The sequence below is a fragment of the Lacisediminihabitans sp. genome (assembly GCF_036569425.1).
Lineage (GTDB): Bacteria > Actinomycetota > Actinomycetes > Actinomycetales > Microbacteriaceae > Lacisediminihabitans.
This window is the reverse complement of sequence record NZ_DATCQQ010000060.1, coordinates 13,287-34,539: the sequence shown is the minus strand read 5'-3', so window position 1 is coordinate 34,539 and position 21,253 is coordinate 13,287. Positions and strand designations below refer to the sequence as shown.

14 protein-coding genes are annotated in these 21,253 nt (G+C 68.6%); 7 read left to right on the top strand and 7 right to left on the bottom strand.

Annotation, left to right across the window (positions count from 1 at the left end; all coding sequences use genetic code 11):
* Positions 1-128 precede the first annotated feature (128 nt).
* From istA to VIM54_RS10145, 4 genes are all read left to right on the top strand, one after another.
* Positions 129-1,400 carry an IS21 family transposase gene (gene istA, locus VIM54_RS10160; protein WP_331901036.1) on the top strand — a complete coding sequence of 424 codons (1,272 nt, stop codon included), beginning with the start codon at positions 129-131 and terminating at the stop codon, positions 1,398-1,400.
* Positions 1,397-2,170 (top strand): IS21-like element helper ATPase IstB, encoded by a 774-nt coding sequence (gene istB, locus VIM54_RS10155; RefSeq protein ID WP_331901034.1) that lies wholly within the window; start codon positions 1,397-1,399, stop codon positions 2,168-2,170. The genes istA and istB overlap by 4 nt, the downstream gene beginning before the upstream one ends.
* A 372-nt stretch (positions 2,171-2,542) precedes the next feature.
* Positions 2,543-4,726 (top strand): RecQ family ATP-dependent DNA helicase, encoded by a 2,184-nt coding sequence (locus tag VIM54_RS10150; protein WP_331901032.1) that lies wholly within the window; start codon positions 2,543-2,545, stop codon positions 4,724-4,726.
* A 70-nt stretch (positions 4,727-4,796) separates the two neighbouring features.
* Positions 4,797-5,552 carry a hypothetical protein gene (locus VIM54_RS10145; RefSeq protein ID WP_331901031.1) on the top strand — a complete coding sequence of 252 codons (756 nt, stop codon included), beginning with the start codon at positions 4,797-4,799 and terminating at the stop codon, positions 5,550-5,552.
* Positions 5,553-5,558: 6 nt separating this feature from the next.
* Here the strand turns inward: VIM54_RS10145 and mfd are convergent, their stop codons facing one another.
* Positions 5,559-9,182, bottom strand: a complete 3,624-nt coding sequence (gene mfd / locus VIM54_RS10140; protein ID WP_331901029.1) for a transcription-repair coupling factor — start codon at positions 9,180-9,182, stop codon at positions 5,559-5,561.
* A gap of 233 nt (positions 9,183-9,415) precedes the next feature.
* Positions 9,416-10,336 (bottom strand): NAD(P)-dependent oxidoreductase, encoded by a 921-nt coding sequence (locus VIM54_RS10135; RefSeq protein ID WP_331901027.1) that lies wholly within the window; start codon positions 10,334-10,336, stop codon positions 9,416-9,418.
* 303 nt (positions 10,337-10,639) lie between these two features.
* Between VIM54_RS10135 and VIM54_RS10130 the strand changes: the two genes are divergently transcribed.
* The 3 genes from VIM54_RS10130 to VIM54_RS10120 all read left to right on the top strand — a co-directional run bounded on the left by VIM54_RS10130 (position 10,640) and on the right by VIM54_RS10120 (position 14,334).
* Entirely contained in the window at positions 10,640-11,626 is a 987-nt protein-coding gene (locus VIM54_RS10130) for an ABC transporter permease (RefSeq protein WP_331901026.1), read from the top strand.
* A complete protein-coding gene (locus tag VIM54_RS10125; protein ID WP_331901025.1) occupies positions 11,623-12,582 on the top strand; it encodes a carbohydrate ABC transporter permease in 960 nt (319 codons plus the stop codon). The genes VIM54_RS10130 and VIM54_RS10125 overlap by 4 nt, the downstream gene beginning before the upstream one ends.
* 66 nt (positions 12,583-12,648) lie before the next feature.
* Positions 12,649-14,334 carry an ABC transporter substrate-binding protein gene (locus VIM54_RS10120; protein ID WP_331901024.1) on the top strand — a complete coding sequence of 562 codons (1,686 nt, stop codon included), beginning with the start codon at positions 12,649-12,651 and terminating at the stop codon, positions 14,332-14,334.
* A gap of 6 nt (positions 14,335-14,340) precedes the next feature.
* Here VIM54_RS10120 and VIM54_RS10115 read toward each other — a convergent pair whose 3' ends face one another.
* The 5 genes from VIM54_RS10115 to VIM54_RS10095 all read right to left on the bottom strand — a co-directional run bounded on the left by VIM54_RS10115 (position 14,341) and on the right by VIM54_RS10095 (position 21,109).
* Positions 14,341-16,773 carry a glycoside hydrolase family 95 protein gene (locus tag VIM54_RS10115; protein WP_331901022.1) on the bottom strand — a complete coding sequence of 811 codons (2,433 nt, stop codon included), beginning with the start codon at positions 16,771-16,773 and terminating at the stop codon, positions 14,341-14,343.
* Positions 16,774-16,827: 54 nt separating this feature from the next.
* Positions 16,828-17,733: a serine hydrolase domain-containing protein gene (locus VIM54_RS10110; protein WP_331901021.1), complete on the bottom strand. Its 906-nt coding sequence runs from the start codon at positions 17,731-17,733 to the stop codon at positions 16,828-16,830.
* Between the two features lie 280 nt (positions 17,734-18,013).
* The gene (pth, locus tag VIM54_RS10105; RefSeq protein WP_331901038.1) at positions 18,014-18,601 is read right to left on the bottom strand and encodes an aminoacyl-tRNA hydrolase; all 588 of its coding nucleotides are present in this window, start codon (positions 18,599-18,601) and stop codon (positions 18,014-18,016) included.
* A gap of 30 nt (positions 18,602-18,631) precedes the next feature.
* Complete coding sequence (locus VIM54_RS10100) at positions 18,632-19,258, bottom strand: 50S ribosomal protein L25/general stress protein Ctc (RefSeq protein WP_331901020.1); 627 nt, start codon at positions 19,256-19,258, stop codon at positions 18,632-18,634.
* Positions 19,259-19,681: 423 nt separating this feature from the next.
* A complete protein-coding gene (locus tag VIM54_RS10095; protein ID WP_331901018.1) occupies positions 19,682-21,109 on the bottom strand; it encodes a gluconokinase, GntK/IdnK-type in 1,428 nt (475 codons plus the stop codon).
* Between the last annotated feature and the right edge of the window lie 144 nt (positions 21,110-21,253).

Below are 21,253 nucleotides of genomic sequence, written 5' to 3'. Positions count from 1 at the left end.
CTCGACGACAGAGGTCGCGAAGTCGCTTCACCTCTGTTCGTGAATTCAAGTAACGTCCCATGTTAACGCCGACTGAAAACAGGGCCATTAACGCCAACTGAAAATAGGGCCACCAACCATTATGGAAGGTGATCAAATTGGATGATTGGGCGAAGATACGCCACCTGTTCTCGACCGGGGTTTCGAAGCGGGAGATAGCGCGACTGGCTGGGGTGTCGCGGGGGACGGTCGATCGGGCGTTGGCCGAGGACCGCGAGCCGACGTATCAGCGGGCGCCTACGGGGTCGAGCTTCGACACGTTCGCGGCCGACGTGCGGAGGTTGTTGGCGGCGACGCCGACGATGCCGGCCGCGACGATCGCCGAGCGTGTCGGCTGGGCCGGTTCCCCGTCGCTGTTCCGCGCGAAGGTCGCCGAGGTGCGCCCCGACTATGCGGTTCCGGATCCGGCGGACCGGCTGGTGCACGCGCCGGGGTTCCAGGTGCAGTGCGACTTGTGGTTCCCCCACGAGGACCTGCCGCTCGGGGACGGCCAGCAGGCGGCCCCGCCGGTGCTGGTGATGACCTCGACGAACTCGGGGTTCCTGCAGGCGCGGATGTTGCCGTCGCGGACGACGTCGGGTCTGCTCGGCGGGATGTGGCGCCTGATCGTCGAGGCCGGCGCGGTGCCGGCCCGATTGACGTGGGACAACGAGACCGGCATCGGCCGAGGCCGTCTCACCGACCCCGCGGCGGCGTTCGCCGGGACGTTGGGCACCGAGATCAAGCTGCTGAAAGCACGCGATCCGGAGTCGAAGGGTGGGGTGGAGCGGATGAACCGGTTCTTCCGCAGCCGCTTCATGCCGGGGCGGGTGTTCGCCTCCCCGGACGACTTCAACACCCAACTGGCGGGGTGGCTGCCGACTGCGAACGCCCGCATGTCACGCTCTCGGCGCGGACGCCCGGGCGAGCTCGTGGCCGCCGATCGGGCGGCGATGCGGGCCCTGCCGCCGGTGGCACCGGAGGTGATGTTCCGCAATAGCGTCCGTTTGCCCAGGGACTACTACGTCCGCGCGTTCAGCAACGACTACTCCGTCGACCCGGCCATGATCGGCCGTCTCGTCGACGTCACCGCATCCTTAAACACAGTGACCGTCCACCACGACGGGATCCTGATCGCCGAGCACCGGCGCCGGTGGGCGAGGCAGCTGACCGTCACCGACCCGGACCATGTGGTGAGGGCTGCGGAGTTGCGGTCCCAGTTCCAGGCCCAACACCGGCGAAGGTCCCCGGTTGCTGCAGTCGTCGAACTGGCATCGCTATCCCACTACGACGAGTTGTTCGGCGTCGACCCGGCCCTCGACCGCGACAGGGCACTCGTCCCGTCGCTCGCTGCGCCGGTGGCTTTGGCGGTCGCGTCGTGACCGGGCCCACGACGGGCGAGGCGGCGTCGCAGATCGAGTACTACGCCCGCGCCCTGCGCGCACCCCGCATCGCCGACGCGTTCCGTCGTCTCGGCGACCAGGCCCGTGACGCGGGCTGGTCCCATGAGGAATACCTTGCCGCGGTCCTCTCGAAAGAGGTTTCCGAACGGGAAGCGTCGGGGGCGGGCCTGCGGATCAAGGCCGCTCGGTTCCCCGGATACAAGGCGCTGGAGGACTTCAACTTCGACCACCAACCTTCCGCCGACCGGAACCTGATCGCCCACCTGGGCACCAGCGTGTTCCTCACCGAAGGCAAAAACATTGTGCTCCTCGGACCTCCCGGGACTGGGAAAACCCACCTCGCGGTCGGCATCGGAATCAAAGCGGCGAAGGCCGGCCACCGGGTCCTGTTCGACACCGCGACCGGGTGGGTGGCCCGGCTCCAAGAAGCCCATTCAAGAGGAAAACTACCGGCCGAACTGGCCAAGCTACGGCGTTACAGCCTGCTGATCGTCGACGAGGTCGGCTACATACCCTTCGACCAAGACGCCGCGAACCTGTTCTTCCAACTCGTCTCCTCCCGCTACGAACACGCGTCGCTGATCATGACCAGCAACCTGCCCTTCGCCCGCTGGGGTGACGTCTTCGGCGACCTGACCATCGCCTCCGCGATGATCGACCGCATCGTCCACCATGCCGACGTCATCAACCTCAAAGGCACCAGCTACCGGCTCAAAGGCCACCACCCCGCCTCAACTGAGGCACACTAGAACCACACGACAGTGGCCCTGTTTTCAGATGGCAGAAGTGGCCCTGTTTTCAGTCGGCGTTAACACGACCTCTAATTTTGACGTTGTCGCTGCCTGCCTGTTTTCGCCCACAGGAAAGTGGACGTTCAAATTCGGGAGGACGGACCGGCTCCCTCTGCATGCTTCATTTCCAGACAGACTCAATCCCATGCAGCATGTTGATGCCTCATGGAGCGATTCGATCTCCGGAGCTAAGGAGTAAGCGACAAAAGGCGCGATCGCCTCAAGCCGCCCAAGCACGGTCCGTGGCGTGAAGGACGACTATGAGCAATATCAGACCCGCATTCGATACCCCCACACCCCACCGTCATCCGCACCTGACAAGCTGAGGGCGTGACAGACACCGACACCCGCGCATCCGCCGCCCAGATTCTGCGCACCCTCGTGGGGCGCGACGACGCCGACTTTCACGAGGGGCAGTTCGAGGCGATCAGCGCGCTCGTGGACGACCGGCGGCGCGCGCTCGTCGTGCAGCGCACGGGGTGGGGCAAGTCCGCGGTGTACTTCGTGGCGACGCTCCTGCTTCGCCGACAGGGCGCTGGGCCGACAATCCTCGTGTCGCCCCTGCTCGCACTGATGCGCGACCAGATCGCCGCCGCCGAACGGGCCGGAGTGCGAGCGGTGGCCATCAACTCCACGAACGCGCACGAGTGGGACGACGTGCGGCAGCAACTCGCGAACGACGAGGTGGACGTGCTTCTCGTGTCGCCGGAGAGGCTCAACAACCCGTCGTTCCGCGAGACGCAGCTGCCCGAGCTCGTGCGCCGAGTCGGCATGCTCGTGGTGGACGAGGCGCACTGCATCTCCGACTGGGGCCACGACTTTCGGCCCGACTACCGGCGCCTGCGCGACCTCATCGCCGAGATGCCGGCCGGCGTTCCGGTGCTCGCCACGACGGCGACGGCCAACTCGCGTGTGGTTCAGGATGTGGCGGAGCAGCTGGGCACGGTGGAGCTTGGGCAATCGCGCCAGCGATTGCGCGACCCCAGCGCCGACCGAGCCGGCGAGGGTGGTTCAATCGGTGGAGAAGTTCTCACGATCCGCGGCCCGCTCGCCCGGGCATCCCTGCGCCTGGGAGTGCTGCGACTTCCGGATGCCCGCACCCGTCTCGGCTGGCTGCTGAGCCACCTCGCCGAGCTGCCGGGAAGCGGCATCATCTACTCCCTCACGGTGGCGGGCGCCGAAGACACCGCTCGCCTGCTGCGGGACGCCGGCCACAACGTGCGTGCATACACGGGCCAGACCGACACGGGCGAGCGGGAGGAGTCCGAGCGGATGCTCAAAGCCAACGAGGTGAAGGCGCTCGTGGCCACGAGCGCCCTCGGCATGGGATTCGACAAGCCGGACCTCGGCTTCGTACTGCACCTCGGCGCGCCCTCCTCCCCCGTGGCCTACTACCAGCAGGTGGGCCGCGCCGGCCGCGCCACCGAGAACGCCGACGTGCTGCTGCTGCCGGGCGTGGAGGACGAGGCGATCTGGACATACTTCGCCACCGCCTCCATGCCGAGCGAGGCGCGAGCGACGGCCGTGCTCGACGCGCTCGACGCCCACGACGGACCGCTGTCGACACCGGCCCTCGAGTCGCGGGTGGACATCCGGCGCACGCCCCTCGAACTGCTGCTCAAGGTGCTCGACGTGGACGGCGTGGTGCGCCGCGTGCAGGGCGGCTGGGTCGCCACCGGGCGGCCGTGGGCCTACGACAGCGACCGCTACGAGCGCATCGCCGCGGAGCGGGTGGCCGAACAGCAGCACATGATCGAATACGAGCGCACCGACGGATGCCGCATGGAGTACCTGCAGACGTCCCTCGACGACGACACGGCCGCGCCCTGCGGCCGCTGCGACAACTGCGCCGGCGCCTGGTACCCGGCCGACGTGCTGGATGCCGCCGCCGCGACCGCGAGTTCGAGCCTCGACCGGGTGGGCGTGCCCCTCGAACCCCGCGCGCAGTGGCCGACCGGCGCCGACCGGGTGGGGGTGCCGGCGAAGGGCAAGATCGCGGTGGGCGAGCGGATGCTTGAGGGCCGCGCCCTCGCCCGCCTCACCGACCTCGGCTGGGGCGGCACGCTGCGCGCGATCTTCGCGCCGAACGCCGTCGACGGCCCGGCGAGCGCCGCGCTCCTCGCCGCGTGCGTGCGCGTGCTCGGCGAATGGCCATGGGAGGAGCGCCCGAGCGCGGTCGTCTCCGTGCCGTCCCGCTCCCGTCCGCAGCTCATCGCCTCGGTCGCCAACGGGCTCGCCGACGCCGGACGTCTCCCGTACCTCGGCTCGCTCGAACTCGCCGGCGGCGGCCCGACCGGCGGCCCGGGGGGCAACAGTGCATACCGGCTGGGCGGGGTGTGGAACGGCTTCGCGGTGAGCCCGGCGGTCTCCGCCGCGCTCGGCACCCTGACCGGACCGGTGCTGCTCGTGGACGACCTCGCCGACAGCCGCTGGACCGTCACGGTCGCCTCCCGGTTGCTGCGCCAGGCCGGCGCACCCGGGGTGCTGCCCTTCGCGCTCGCGCTGCGCGCGTGAACGCCGGAGCCCCGTGACACTCGATAAACCCGCCCACCTCTCAGCCGCGCATCATGGCTACCGTGGAACCATGCGCCGGAGCTTTCGCATACTCGTCACGGGAGCCGCGCTCGCCCTCGCGCTTTCCGGCTGCATCGGCACGCCGACGAGCCCATCGAGATCACCGTCCCCCTCGCTCAGCACGCCGCCCGCGACGCCGTCCGCCACGCCCGCAAAGGGATGCCCGCCCACTCCGGGCACCACTGCTCCGGCGAACGCGGTGACGGCCTCCACCATCGATGTCGACGGGGACGGCAGCCCCGACACCGAGTGGATCGCGCAGATCGACACGGTGACGCGATTCGGGGTCACCACCGCGTCCGGAGCGACCTTCTCGTATGACGTGAATTCCGCATCCCCCGTCCCGCGCGGAGGGTTCGTCGCCCGTCTGACACCGACACGCGTGATCTCGCTGCTGAGCGACGGCCGGGGTGCGTACCTGCACACCATCGTGAACTGCGCCTTCGTGGAGCCCACCGACAGCCAGGGGAAGCCGTACACCTTCGACCTGCAGAACCTGCGCGGAAACGGCACCGGCGTCGGCTGCATCCCGGTGGACGGCAGCCTCGAACTCGTCGGCTACCAGGCGGTCACGGCCAACGGCACCTCGACCGTGAAGCAGACCGTGATCACGCTGAATGGGGCCGGCACGATCGCGAGCAACGGCGCCACCACGGCCGTCGCGACGAACGTGCCGAGCACCGACCCGATCGTCGCGACCGCCAGTGCCGTGACCTGCGGCGAGGTGACGATCCCGTCTGGCGGTGTGATCCTTCCGAACGGGTAGTCTCCGCTAAACGGTCGTCGGCTCCACCTTCAGCTCGGCGCCGAAGATGGCGACGAGCAGCTGGCCGGTCCACTCGATGAGGTCAGCGTCGGCGAGCGGGATGCCCTGCCGCACCGGGAGCGGCACCGAGACCGAGTGCGTCTGGGCGAAGTACCGCGCCCCGGGGAACATCCGCTGCAGCCGGATCTGGATCGAGTCCGCGAGCTCCATCGACGCCACGCGGAGGTTGCCACCCGCGGTCACGACCTCGCTGAGTCCGGCCTTCTGGGCCATCCGCCGCAACCGCGACACCGCGATCAGGTTCTGCACCTGCACGGGCGGCTCGCCATAGCGGTCCGTGAGCTCCTCGAGCACGTGGTCGATCGCATCGACGGAGGCCGCCGGAGAGGATGCCGTCGACAGCTTCTGGTACGCCTCGAGCCGCAGCCGCTCGCTCTCCACATACTCCTCGGGGATGTGCGCATCCACCGGCAGTTCGAGACGCAGCTCTGTCTGGCCCTCCGCCACGTCGCCGCGGAAGGTGGAGACGGCCTCGCCGATCATCCGCAGGTAGAGGTCGAAGCCGACCCCGGCGATGTGGCCGGACTGTTCGCCGCCGAGCAGGTTGCCCGCTCCGCGGATCTCGAGGTCCTTGAGCGCCACCTGCATGCCGGCGCCGAGCTCGCTGTTGGCCGCGATCGTGGCGAGTCGGTCGTGCGCGACCTCGCCGAGCGGCTTGTCGGGGTCATAGAGGAAGTAGGCGTACGCGCGCTCGCGCCCGCGACCGACCCGCCCGCGCAACTGGTGCAGCTGCGACAGTCCGAACTTGTCCGCGCGGTCGATGATGAGGGTGTTCGCGTTGGCGATGTCGAGGCCGGTCTCGATGATCGTGGTGGAGACCAGCACGTCGAACCTGCGCTCCCAGAAGTCCACCATCACCTGCTCGAGCACCGCCTCGGGGAGCTGGCCGTGCGCCACGGCGATGCGCGCCTCCGGCACGAGCTCGGCGAGCTGCGCGGCGACCCGGTTGATCGAGGAGACACGATTGTGCACGAAGAAGATCTGCCCCTCGCGCAGCAGCTCGCGGCGGATCGCGGCCCCCACCTGCTTGTCGTTGTACGGCCCGACGAAGGTGAGAATCGGGTGCCGGTCCTCCGGCGGCGTGGCGAGCGTCGACATCTCGCGGATGCCGGTCACCGCCATCTCGAGCGTGCGCGGGATGGGGGTGGCGCTCATCGCGAGGATGTCGACGTTGGTCTTCAGCTTTTTCAGGGCGTCCTTGTGCTCCACCCCGAAGCGCTGCTCCTCGTCGATGATGACGAGCCCGAGATCCTTGAAGTGGATGCTGGGGCTGAGCAGGCGGTGCGTGCCGATCACGATATCCACCGTGCCATCCGCCATGCCATCGATCGTCTCCTTCGACTCCGTGTCGGTCTGGAACCGGCTGAGGGCGCGCAGGTGCACCGGGAAGCCGGCGAACCGCTCGGCGAAGGTCTCCATGTGTTGCTTCACGAGCAGGGTCGTCGGCACGAGCATCACCACCTGCTTGCCGTCCTGCACCGCCTTGAACGCGGCGCGCACGGCGATCTCGGTCTTGCCGTAACCGACGTCGCCGGAGATGAGGCGGTCCATCGGGATGGGCCGCTCCATGTCGGCCTTCACCTCGTCGATGGTGGTGAGCTGGTCGGGGGTCTCCGCGAACGGGAACGCGTCCTCGAGCTCGTGCTGCCATGGGGTGTCCGGCGGGAACGCGTGGCCCCGGCTCGCCATGCGCGCCGAGTAGAGCTTCACGAGTTCCACGGCGATGTCCCGCACGGCCTTGCGAGCCCTGCCCTTCGCCGCCGCCCACTCGCCGCCGCCCATCTTGCTGAGCGCCGGCGCCTCGCCCCCGACGTAGCGGGTGAGCAGGTCGAGCTGGTCGGTGGGCACGTAGAGCTTGTCCGGCGGGTAGCCGCGCTTCGACGGCGCGTACTCCACGAGCAGGTACTCGCGGGAATTCTTGACCGGGTTGCGGCCGCCGGTCGATACCTCGCGCTGCACCAGCTCGACGAACCTGCCGATGCCGTGGGTCTCGTGCACGACGAAGTCGCCAGACTTGAGCTGCAGCGGGTCGACGACGTTCTTGCGGCGCACGCCGAGCTTCTTCACCTGCCGGGCGTCGTAGCCGGCCGCCCGGCCGTAGAACTCGCTCTCGCTCAGCAGCGCGAACCTGATTTCGGGCAGTTCGAAGCCGTTCTCGACGGATGCCTTGAGCAGGTAGGCGATGCCGGTCTCCGGCGCCGCGGGGAATTCGTCCACCACCCGGGCGGCGAAGCCGTGCTCGCCGAGCGCCTCGGCCGCCCGTTCGACGAGGCCGGCGCCCTGGGCCACCACCGCCACCGTCCAGCCGTCCCTGAGCCTCTCGCCCACGTACTCGATGGCGCCGTCGGCCCGGCCCTGGAAGCTCGGCACCGTCGTGGCGTCGATGCGGATGTAGTGGTCGCCGTCGCGCAGTTCGCTCGTGGCGCCGATGCTGGCCGCCGTCGCCTCTCCGGGCTCGGTCGCCCCGCTGTCGAAGCTGCTCAGCGTCCACCACGCGCGGTCGCCGGCCGACTCGCGGAGGGCGTTGATGCTGAGGAAGTCGCCGGAGTCGAGGTCGATCGGCGCCTCCGCCCCCGCGGTCGCCGCGTTCCAGGCCGCGCCGAGGAACTCGCGGTTCGTCTCCACGAGGCTCACGGCGCGGGAGGCCACCCGCTCGGGCGCGAGCACGGCGATTGCCGCGCCCTTCGGCAGGTAGTGGGTGAGAGGCACGAGGCGGTCGACGAGGGCGGGGGCGAGCGACTCCATCCCGTCCACCGGGATTCCCTCCGAGATCTTGGCGAGCATCGTCGAGAGGCTCGGGAACTCGTGCTGCATCTCCCTGGCCCGTTGGCGCACCTGGGGGCTCAGGAGCATCTCGCGGCTCGCCGGAAGCTCGACGACGGCCACGGCATCCGGCAGCGAGCGCTGGTCGGCCACCGAGAACTCGCGGATTTGCTCCACCTCGTCGCCGAAGAACTCCACGCGCCACGGATGCTCGGCGACCGGCGCGAACACGTCGAGGATGCCGCCGCGCACGGCGAACTCGCCGCGGCGGGTGACCATGTCGACGCGGGAGTATGCGAGATCGACGAGCTGGGTGGACAGGTCGGCGAGGTTGTAGCCGCGCCGGCCGGCCACCAGTTCGAGCGGCTCGAGGCTCGTGAGGTTGTCGGAGAGCGGCTGCAGGGCGGCGCGCACGCTCGCGACCACGATGAGGTCGCCTACCGGCTCGTTGGCCTGCACGGCCGCCTCCCAGCGCTGGAGGTGGCGCAGGGCCCGGATGCGCTTGCCGACGGTCTCGGCGCTCGGGCTCAGCCGCTCGTGCGGCAGCGTCTCCCATGCGGGGAATTCGATCACTTCGGCGTCCGGCGCCACGCAGGCGAGCGCGCCGCGCAGCGACTCGGAGTCGCGGCCGGTCGCGACGATGGCGAGGAGCGCCTGCGGCCCCTTTCGCGCGTCAAGCAGCCCGGCCAGCAGCGGGGCGCGGAGGCCGTCGACGAGGGAGAAGTCCGCGCTTCGGGCCGCGTAGGAGAGGGCGTTTTCGAACGTGCGGGCGCGCGCGAGCGCACGGTTTAAGCCCTGAAGGATCACCGCAGGAGTCTACGCGCCGCCCCGGACACTCTTCCCGCCGGTGGAGGCCGCCACCCATCCTCGACTCGCGCCGTCACCTCGACGCGCGCATCCCTCGACGCGCGCCGTCACCTCGACTCGCGCCGTCACCTCGACTCGGGGGAAATGGCCGCATACGGGCTGCCATACCGGCCAGATGACCCGACTCGGCGGGCGAGGGCGCGCGGGCGAGCGACCGGGGTGCGGGGTGCCGGTCAGGCCAGCTGAACCGCAAGGCCCTCGCGAAAGGACGGATAGCGCGGGGCCCAGCCGAGCTGGTCGCAGGCCCTCTCGTTGGAGACGCGCAGGTTCACCCGCGTGAGCAACTCCGCCGCGTACGGCGCCACCAGGCGCAGCGCCCAACCGGGCAGCACGGACGGCCTCGGCGCGCCCGCGGTGCGCGCGGACTCCTCGATGAACTCCCGCCAGGTCGCCGGGGTGTCGTCGACGATGTTGTATGCCGCGCCGTCGACGCCGCGCTCGAGGGCGGCGATAGTGCCGAGGGCGGCATCCTCCGCGTGGACGAGCGCGATGGTTCCCCGCCTGCCAGACGCCACCGGGAGCGACCGCGACCGCAGTCGCGGAACGAACTCCGGGTCCCCGCCGTAGAGGAGCCCGTAGCGCACCGCGATGCCGTCGATGCCCGTCGCCTCGAAGACCTGCCGCTCCGCGTCGGCCATGGCCGCGACCGCCGCGTCGCTGCCGAGCCCCGCCGGCACACCGAACGGGCTGTCCTCGGTGAGCGGCACAGCGCCGTGGTCGCGATAGCCGTATCCGAAGACAATGGACTGGGTCACGAACCGGGTCGCCCCCGCCTGCTTCGCGAGCGCGAGGAGGTGGGCGGAGCCCTGGGTGCGCAGGCGGTTGGTCGATTCCATGTCGGCGTAGCGGGCCGGCGGCCTCGCGAGCGCCGTGACCTCGTTGATCACGGCGTCGGCGGAGAGACCTGCCGTCGCCTCGAGGAGTGCGCCCAGGTCGAGGATGTCCGCGCGGATCGCCCGAGCGCCCTGCGCGGCGAGCTGGTCGGCCCCGGCCTCCGTACGCGTGAGCCCGGCGACGGCGTGCCCCGCCCGAACGAGGTGGCGCACGAGGGGGCGGCCGATCACCCCGGTAGCCCCGGCAACGAGAACCTTCACCCACCCAGTCTGCTCGGGTGGCGGCGGCGCGCCAAGCGCCACGGTGATCCCGACGAGGGAAATAAAATTGATCTGACCTATGCAAAAGATAGCGCTTTCCGTTAGGTTGGGACATCAGCGGTGCTCGGCTCGAATATGTTCGTCGACATCCGGCTTCGGTCCAATAGAGCGCGCGCAAATTACGGAGTCAACGATGTCTCGGTGCCCTTTTCTGCTGTCTTCCCCTCGCCACCAGCTCGCCGATTGGCCAGATTGGTCCGATGAAACGGTTGCTCGGCCGCGGACGCAATGACGGTCAATACGGTGTCGGTCGAAGCACCGACGACCGGCACCGTCACCGACCCCGAGTCGCGCGCCCGCGTTGCCGCCCCAGCCAAACGCGTCGGCCGGGCGCGCAAGAGTCTCCGGCACCACTGGCAGCTCTACCTGCTCGTCATTGTGCCGCTCGCCTACTTCGTGATCTTCAAGTACATCCCGCTCACGAACGCGGTGATCGCGTTCAAGGACTACAACGTGATCAAGGGGATCTGGGGCAGCGACTGGGTCGGTCTGCGCAATTTCGAGGCGTTCTTCAGCAACCCGGTGTTCTGGACCCTCGTCGGCAACACCCTGTTGCTCTCCGGCTATGTCGTGATCGCCAGCTTTCCCGTTCCCATCATCCTGGCGCTGGCCCTCAACGAGATCCGGCTCGGCGCGTTCAGGAAGAGCGTGCAGCTGGTCACTTATGCGCCGTACTTCATCTCCACCGTCGTCGTGGTGTCGATGACAATCCTGATCCTCGCCCCGCAACTGGGGATAATGAATCGCACCCTCGGGGCGTTCGGCCTCTCCAAGGTCGATTTCCTGGGCAATCCGGATTTCTTCCGGAGCATCTTCGTGTGGACGGACGTGTGGCAGACGGCCGGCTACTCCGCGGTGATCTACCTCGCTGCCCTGGCGTCGATCGACACCTCGCTCTACGAGGCGGCCAAGGTCGACGGGGCATCCCGGTTGCAGAAGATCATCCACATCGACATCCCGGGGATCATGCCCACGGCCACGATCATCCTCATTCTCGCGGTGGGCAACATCATGGCGCTCGGATTCGAGAAGGCATTCCTCCTGCAGAATCCGCTCAATCTGGGGTCGTCGGAGATCATCTCCACGTACGTCTACAAGGTCGGCCTGATCAACGCCGACTTCAGCCAGGCGACGGCCATCGGGCTGTTCAACTCGGTGATCAACCTGGGTTTGCTGCTCGTGGTCAACTTCGTCGCGAAGCGCCTGACCGGCGGAGGGCTGTGGTCATGACCACCTCCGCCCTGCGGCATGCACCGCAAGAGACCGCACCGCAAAAGACCGCACCTCAGAAGACCGCACCGCACAAGATCAAAGAGACGCTGCGAGACCGGATGTTCCTGGTCGTGATCTACCTGCTGCTCGTGGTCTTCCTCCTGATCGTGCTGCTGCCTCTGCTCTACATCCTGGCCAGCTCGTTCTCGAGTCCGGCGGCGGTTTCTGGCGGCAGGGTGACCCTCTGGCCGGTGGACTTCAGCCTCCGCGGCTACGAGGTCGCGCTGAGCGATCCCACCATCCTGCGGGGCTACGGCAACTCCCTGTTCTATACGGTCGTCGGCACATTCATCAGCGTGACGCTGACGATCGCCATCGCCTATCCGCTCTCCCGCAGAAACCTGTGGGGGCGCAACACGATCATGACGATCATCCTCTTCACGCTGCTGTTCAGCGGCGGGCTGATCCCGACCTACCTGGTCGTGCAGTCGCTCGGCATGCTCGACACCCGCTGGGCATTGCTGCTGCCGCAGGCCATCGGGGTGTGGCAGGTCATCATCGCGCGCACCTACTTCCGATCCGCCATCCCCGACGAGCTCTACGAGGCGGCCCAGCTGGATGGCAGTTCCGACCTGCGGTTTCTCTGGTCGGTCGTGCTCCCGCTGGCCAAACCGCTCATCGCCGTGGTGGCCCTGATGTACGCGATCGCGCAGTGGAATTCCTACCTCGACGCACTCATCTATCTCAAGAGCGACGACCTGTATCCGCTGCAACTGGTGCTGCGAAACATCCTGATCCTCAACACGACGGCCGGTGGAGCGATCGACGCGAGCGTCGCCATCCAGCGCCAGCAACTCGCCGACCTGCTGAAGTACTCGCTCATCGTGGTCTCGAGCGTTCCCGTGCTCTTGATCTACCCCTTCGTCGCCCGCCACTTCACCAAGGGAATCATGATCGGCGCGGTGAAGGGCTAGCCCCCACCGCGTGCTCCATCACCGGCGCAGCCGCGTCGGGCACACCCCCACAGAAATGAGTTGACAATGAAGTTACTCCGCCGCAACAGACGCGCGGTCACCTCCTTCGTCGCGATCGGCGCTCTCGTGCTCGGGCTCGCGGCCTGCGCACCGAGCGATTCGACGAAGACGGCTGACGGGGCAGTGCCGGACATCTCGGGCAACCCGGCAGTGACCCTCAGCGTGTTCGCCGCCCAGTTTCCGGGCACGAACCTCGCCACGAACGCCTTCAGCAAGGAACTGTCGAAGAAGTTCAACATCACCTTCACGTGGCAGACCACGACGCTCGACGGCGGCCCAGCCAAGGAGAAGCGTCAGATCTCGCTGGCCAGCGGCGACTACCCGGATGCCTACATGCTTATTCCGTGGGTGGACCAGTTCACCCCGCCCGAGCTGCTGAAGCTCGGCAAGCAGGGCGTGCTCCGGCCCCTACAGGGCCTGATCAAGAAGTACGCGCCGAACATTCAGAAGGCGCTGGACACCATTCCCGAGTACCGGGCGATGGCGACCGCGCCCGACGGCAACATCTACGGCCTGCCGCAGTGGAACGACTGCTACCACTGCTCGTACCAGGACAAGCTCTGGATGAACTCGGCCTGGCTGAAGAAGCTGGGACTCGAGCAGCCGAAGACCACGAAGGACCTGGTGAAGGTGCTCAAGGCGTTCAAGACCCAGGACCCCAACGGCAACGGAAAGGCGGACGAGATCCCCCTGACCGGGGACACCCGGGACAGCGTGATCCCGTACCTCATGAACGCCTTCATCTACGACCCGCAGGGAACGAGCGGAAACAACAACTCCACCCTCGTGCTCAAGGGACAGCGTGTCGACATGCAGGCCAACAAGGACGGTTGGCGCGCCGGGCTCAAATTCATCAAGTCGCTCTACGACCAGGGACTCATCGACCAGGGCGCGTTCACCCAGAACGGCGACGCGCTCAGGGCCCAGGGCGACAGCGCAGACGCGACGATCGTCGGTTCAGGCTCGGTGCTCCATCCGGCCATCTTCGTCACGCCCGGCCAGGCCGACGGGCGCGACAAGAACTACGACGCCGTGCCCCCGCTGACCGGGCCGGATGGCGCCAACTTCACCGCATACAACATTCCGTCGACCCCCGGCGCGACCTTCGCACTCACGAGCAAGGCATCGTCGGCGCAGCAGGTGCAGTCGATCAAGATGATGAACTACATCTACAGCACCCAGGGTCAGATCGAGGGCAACTTCGGCAGCGAGGGTATCGGCTGGGAGAAGCCGGGCGCGTCGGACATCTCGCTCGACACCACGCTCAAGCCGATCCTCAAGGTCATTCAGGCTCCCGTCGGCTCCAAGCCGACGAACACCTCGTGGAGTGCGATGGCGCAGTACAACAACACCTCCGCGTTCCGCAGCTCCCAGGCCACCCCGACCGACCTGTACTCGAGTGCCGGCTACGAGCGCAGGCTCTACGAGGCGACGAAACTATACGCCGGTCACGAGGACAAGGCGCAGATCTACCCGTACTGGGCGGTGTGGATCGACCCGTCGCTCGGCAGCGAGGTGGCGACCCTGCAGACGAACATCGAGAACTACGTTCAGCAGAGCTCGCTGCAGTTCATCACCGGCTCGAAGAACATCGACACCGGGTGGGACGACTACAAGAAGGGCCTGGACGGCGTCGGTCTCACGCGCTACCTGCAGATCCAGCAGAAGGCCTACGACCAGTCGAAGAAGTAGCCGCGGTCAGGCGTCGAGCGGCACCGGCTGCGGTTGCCCGGGGGTCAGCGTGAGGTCCCACACCCGCTCGCCGTAGCGCACGCGCACGGTCTGCTCGGAGCCCGAGGTCACCTCGGCGCTCACGAGCAGACCGTCGCGCCAGCGCAGGGAGGTGGTGACTCCACCTCGACCACGAAGGCCGACGACCTCGCCATCCGGCAGCGACGGCGGGAGCGCGGGAAGCAGCTCGAGTTCCCCGGCGTGGCTCTGTTGCAGGGCCTCCACCAGACCGGCCAGGTAGCCGAAGTTGCCGTCGATCTGGTAGGGCGGATGCGCCGCCAGGAGGTTGGGATAGAGGCCGCCGCTCTGCCCGCCCCGGTCGACGGTCATGTCCCGGAAGACGAGGCGCAGCAGCTCATCGATCTCCTCGCCCTGGCCGAGCCTGGCGCGCAGCGCGATCTTCCAGGACAGGGACCATCCGGTGGATTCGCGCCCGCGCGCGTCCAGGGACGCGGAGGCGCCGCGCTTGAGCTCAGGGGTGGCCTGAATCGCGCCGGGGTGCAGGAACCACAGGTGGGACATGTGCCGGTGGTTCGGCTCCACCTGCGGGTCGTCGGCGAGCCACTCGCGAATCTGGCCGCCGCGGCCGACGGACGGGCCGGGAATCCGCGGGAGGGCGGCGGCGGCGCGCATGACGACCGGGTCGCTCTGCAGCCCGAGGCGCTCGCCGAGCACCGCGACGTGGTCGAAGACCTCCCGCAGCATCGTCAGGTCCATGGTCGAGGAGATCCCGACCTCCGCCGTCTCACCGTTGCCGAGGAAGGCGTTCTCCGGCGACGTGGATGGCACCGTGCCGAGGGTGCCGTCCGGCAGCTCGACGAGCCAATCGAGTCCGAACTCGGCGGCGCCCCGGATGGCCGGCCACGCTCGGTCACGCAGGAACTCGTCGCTCGCCGGGTCGCCGGGCGAGGCGAACTCGAGGTGATCCCAGAGATGCTGCACCAACCACAGGCTCGCCATCGGCCAGAGCGCCCACCGCGGCTTCGCCCTTCCGTGGCCGACCGGCCGGCTGTAGCCCCAGATGTCGGCGTTGTGGTGGGCGGCCCAGCCACCCGCTCCGTAGAGTTCGCGCGCGGTGCGGGTGCCGGTCATCCGCAGCAGGTCGATCAGGTCGAACAGCGGCTCGAGGCATTCCGTGAGGCCGACCGCCTCCGCGGCCCAGTAGTTCATCTGAAGGTTGATGTTGATGGTGTAATTGGAGCTCCAGGGCGCTGGCAGTTCCGCGTTCCAGATGCCCTGCAGATTGGCCGGGGCACCGCCGGGTCGCGACGAGCCGATCAACAGGTATCGGCCATAGTTGAAGAGAAGCTCGGCGAGGCCCGGGTCCGCGGCGACCGCGCCGTCCGGATGCTCGTTGGCCAGCGCCAGGCGCCGATCGGTCGGCACGGGGGCGGCGTCGGGCGTCGGCGCCAGCGCGTCGCTTGGTGTCGGCTCCTCAGTTGGTGTCGGCTCCTCGCCTGGTGTCGGCCGGGCGCCGAGCCGCAGTCGAACGCGACCGAAGAGCTCGCCGTGGCTCAGGAGATGACGATCGAGCAGGTGCGCGTACGGCTCCGCCATCGCGACCGCCAGCCGATCCTGCGCGATTGTGAGGGCCGAGTCCGCGTCACCGGTCGGCACGGCGCCGAACGCGGCAAGGGTCGTCTGGGTGCCGACGTAGATCGTCAGCGCGTGCACGCCCTGCGCGCCGAGCACCCCGGCCTCCGCCACGTCGCTTCCGTCGTGCTCCCACCGCACGGCGAGCGCACCCTGGGCGGATGCGGCAGGGTCATCGGAGTAGGCGACCCCTCCCGCGTCGTGCGGGGGAAAGACATCCGATGGCGCCTTCAGGCGCAGGCTCGCTCCCGACGGGCCGTACTCCGTGGCCAGCACCCGCAGGGGCGACGAGAGCGAGAGGGCGAGGTCGAGCCCGGCCGCGAGGTCGGTGTTCATCCGGATCACGAGCACGCCCGGGGCCGCGGCGACGAACGACGTCCACGTCACGCTGCTCTCCGCGACGCGGTACTGCTCCAGGTGGAGGCCCGTCGCCAGCTCAAGCGAGCGGGAGTACGAGGAGACGTCGCCGTGCGGCGCGACCGCGATCGTCAGCTCGCCGAACGGCAGAAACGACTGGCTGTGCCGGTGTTGCAGGCCCGTGGCGGTCTTCTCGGCCGCGACGTACTCGCCGCGCAGCAGCTGGGCCCTCACCTCGGCGAGAGTGGCCGCAAATCCTTCCTGGTCGACGGGGTCGATCGACTCGCTCGCCGGCGACCCGGACCAGGCCAGGCCGTCGTTGATCTGGAACCTCTGCAGGTCGCTGCCTCCGAAGACCATCGAACCGAGCATCCCGTTGCCGAGCGGCAGGGCCGACAGCCAGTCCCGGGCGGGGCGGTCATAGAGCAGGGTGTCGTCAGGGGTGGTCATGCGACCGGCCTTTCGTTGGTGAGCACAGCGTTGTGGAATTGCGGCGGGCGGGAATCAGCCGGCGAAGAGCGCATTGTTGAGCTCGCTGAAGTCGACCCCCAGATCACCCGCCTGCAGGTGATTGGTCAGGAGCACCAGCACGACATCCTGCTCCGGATAGATCCACCATTGGCTGCCCGACCAGCCCGCGTGCCCGAAGACCTGCCGGTTGGCCAGCTCCGGAGAGTGTTCGCGCAGGTTCCAGCTCACTCCGTACTCCGAGGAGCGCGTCGCCGCCGGGTCGGGCTCACCGAGGCCCGTCGTTCTCGCGAGGAGCATGTCGCGCAGGAGGGCCGGGTCGAGCAGTTCGTCCGATCCGTCGCGAATCGTGCGCAGCACCCGGCCGCCGAGGTCCACGAGCCCCGCCGCCGTGCCGAGGGCGCCGGCGGCCGGATGCCGGTGGCCGTACATTCGGGAGAGGTCGAGGTCGACGGCATCGGTTCCGTACACGTCGTGAGGGTCGACACCCGGATCGAAGCCGATCCCCGCGCCCTGGCCCAGGTAGTCGTCGATGTGCTCGTGGACCGTTCGCCCGGTCGACCGCTCGAGCATGGCGCCGACACCCGCGAAGGCGAGGTTCGTGTAGCGGAACATCGCGCCAGGCGCGTAGTCCGCCGTGGCCGAGGCCAGCTGGTCGCGCAGGGGTATCGGACTGTCGAGCGGCACGTCGACCAGGCCGGAGCGATGGCTGAGGAGGTGTTCGAGCGTCACGCCGGGCAGCGCGGCCTCGTCCAGGGCGTCATCGAGGGCGACCGAACCGGCCTGCACCGCGCGCAGCGCGGCGAGCCCCACGAGGGGCTTGGTGACGGAGAAGAGTGCGAAGTAGTCGTCGGCGCGCGCGACTCTGCCGCCGGATGCCCCGAACGCCTCGATTGCCTCGATGCCCCGGGAGGAGCCGATGCCGAGCACCCCCGCCGGCAACGGTCCGCTCTCGACCTGGTGGCGGGTCCACCCGACGGCGGCCTCCCAGGAGGGCTCGGCGGCCAGATCGTGGCTGACGACGATGGTGATCCCCCTTGATGTGTGCCGAGGTCACGCTCCGCACGCTCATCAACTCTAGGGGTGAAGCGCCCGGTTGGAAAGCGCTTTCAGAATATTCATCGGATGATGCGCCCGCGCCGGTTCACGACCCGCGGCCGGTTCACGACGCGCGCCGGTTCACGACCCGCGGCCGGTGCGCCGCCTGGCACCGACGGGGGCGTTACTCCGCGACGGTATGGAACCGCAACTGGGCCGGGGTGAGGCCGTCGCGCGCGATCGACTCCACGGCATCCGCGGCATCCGTCAGGATGTTGGGCAGCGCGGCGCGCTCGGCGGACCCGAAGTCGCGCAACACGAAGTCGGCAGAGGCCTGGCGGCCGGGGGGTCGGCCGACGCCTACCCGCACGCGCACGAAGTCGCCGGTGCCGATCGCGGAGATGATGTCGCGCACCCCGTTGTGGCCGCCGGCGCCGCCGCCCTTCTTGATCTTGAGGCGGTCGAACGGGATGTCGAGCTCATCGTGCACGACGATGAGGCGTTCCGGTTCGATCTTGTAGAAGCGCAGGAGCGCGGCGACCGGGCCACCGGAGAGGTTCATGAACGAGTTCGGCTTCGCGAGGATCAGCCGCGGCCCCTCGAGTCCCGTTCGCCCCTCGGCGACCATCGAATTGGTCTTGTGACTCTTGAATGGTGCCCTCGCGCGGTCCGCGAGTTCGGCCAGCACCATCTGGCCGACGTTGTGTCGATTGCTCGCGTAGTCGGGCCCGGGGTTGCCGAGCCCGACTACGAGCCACTGATTGGTGTCCAGCGGGTCTGTCTTTCCCTGGGGAACGGCTCGCTACTCGGCGGCCGCCTCGGCCGCGGCCGCGGGCGCCTCGACCTCGGTCGCCTCGCCGAGGTCCTGCTCGGCCGGGATGCTGATCGCGATGACGAGCGTCTCGGGGTCGGTGATGAGCACCGCACCCTCGGGCAGCGTGATGTCCTTCGCGTAGAGGTGCGTGCCGGCCTCGAGGCCCTCCACGCTCACGACGATGTTCTCGGGGATGCTGATGGCGAGCGTCTCGATGAGCAGCGACTTGGCGTCCTGCTCCGCGACGGTGCCGGAGACCGGCTCGCCCTGGAGGTGCACGGCCACGTCGACCTCGACGCGCTCGCCCTTGCGCACGACGATGAGGTCGATGTGCTCGATGATCTGGCGCAACGGGTCCTTCTGCACGTCCTTGACGAGGGCGAGCTGGCTCTCCCCCTCGATCTGCAGGTCGAGGATGGCGTTCGCCTTGCGCAGCAGGAGCGAGACGTCATGAGCCGGGAGGCTCAGGTGACGCGGCTCGGTGCCGTGACCGTAGACGACGGCCGGGACCTTGCCCGCCGCGCGAAGCTTGCGGGCGACGCCCTTGCCGAACGTGTTGCGCGGCTCGGCCGTGATCTTGTTGGTGAGCTCCTTGTGAGCTTTCTTCTCCGCCATGGTTTTTCTCCTCTGCGAGCCAGGGGCCCGCGTGTCATTGGTTTCAACTCGAACGCATCAGCGTGAGGAAAAAGACCTGGGCTCTGCAGCCCGTGTGCCCCGCTCCACCGCGTCGATCACGGATGTCCACCGCACCGGTTGGTGCGGCCGACGATCCCTCGCCGAAGTTCGTAGCCCCGCCGCCGGACAACCGGTCGGGCAAGACCCAGTGGGAGAGTTTACACGGGATGCGGCGAGGGCGCTGCGACCCCGGCATCCGCCCTCCCGCCCGCGGTCCAACCCGCGTTCCAACCCGCGTTTCTCCGGAGGTTTGCGGCTCAACGGGCCGAAATCGGGCTGTTGGGCGGCAATGAGGGCCGCGGAGAGCCACACCTCCGGAGAAACGCGTGTTGGGACGCGGCGGGCCAGGTGAGTTCGCGGCCGCTACCGCGCGAGGTCCGCCACCGCGAACTGGGCGAGCTCGGCCGGCGCAGCACCGGAGTCGAGGGACACCGTGACGCCCGGCTCGTCCGCGGCGAGCGGCTCGAGGGTGGCGAGTTGCGAGTCGAGCAGGGATGCCGGCATGAAGTGACCCGGCCGGTGCGACATCCGCTCGGCCAGGAGTTCGCGCGACCCGCTCAGGAACACGAACCGGGTGGCCGGTTCCGCGGCCAGGATCGCCTCGCGGTAGACGCGCTTGAGCGCCGAGCAGGCGATCACCATTCCGCTGCCTTCCGCTTCGGAGAGCGTCGACGCGACACGGGCGAGCCAGGGCCAGCGGTCGTCGTCGGTGAGTGGATGCCCGGCCGCCATCTTCGCGACGTTGGCCGCCGGGTGCAGGTCGTCGGCATCCACGAACGGAACCTCGAGCTCGTCGGCGAGCGCGCTCCCGACCGTGGACTTGCCGGAGCCGGAGACTCCCATGACGACGACGAGCGGCTTCCGGGCGTTCACAGGCATGGGGTCAAGGCTACCGAGGCGCGGAAGCGCCGCGTCCCTGGTGAGGGTCTCGATCGCGTAGAGGCTCGTCGAGGCGGCGATGAAAAGCGTGCCGCCGCCCTCGCCGCCGAAGCACACGTTGGCCACGACCTCCGGCACGGCGATTGCACCGAGCCGTGCGCCGGCCGGCGAGAACACCTGCACGGAGTCGGCGCTCGAGGTCCACACCCTGCCGCGTTCGTCGACGCGGAACCCGTCGGACACCCCCGGTTCCACGACCGCGAAGACCCGACCATTGACGCAGGAGACCCCGTCGATCACCTCGTATGCACGAATGTGGTGGTTGCCGCCGGGGCGCAGCGCGAGCGAGGTGTCCGAGACGTAGAGGATCGACTCGTCCGGGGAGAACGCGAGGCCGTTCGGCTCCTCCATGTCGGTGACGACCGGCGCGACCGAGCCGCTCACCGGGTCGAATCGGAACACGTAGTTCGCGCCGTACTCCGTCTCTCCCGGGTGCCCCTCCCTGGCGAAGTGGATGCCGTACGGCGGGTCGGTGAACCAGATCGTGCCGTCGCCCTTCACCACCACGTCGTTGGGCGAGTTGAAGCGCGCATCGCCCCAGCGGGCGACGAGGGTCGTCACGATGCCGTCGATGTCCCGTTCGACCGCCCGGCGACCGTGGGAGCACTGAATGACCGCCCCCGCGGCGTCGAGGGTGCGTCCGTTGGTGAACTCCGCGTCATCCCGGTAGACCGAGGTCTCGCCGCTCGCGACGTGCACCTGCAGGATGCGGTTGCCGGGGATGTCGCTCCAGCGCACGACGCCGAGCGCCGGAATCCACACGGGACCCTCGGACCAGACCGCCCCCGAGGCGAGTCGTCGCAGGGTGGCGCCGGGCGCGAGCAACGACTCGATTCCGGTCTCGGCCCTCATCCCAACCTCCCGCTCACCCGATCTCACCACATTCCGGCACCGGCGCCCGGTGCGCAATCCGGCCGCCAACACGCGTTTCTCCGGAGGTTTCGCGCAGGCGGGCTCGCATCCGGCCCTTTTCGGCATGAAAATGCGCTCGGCGGC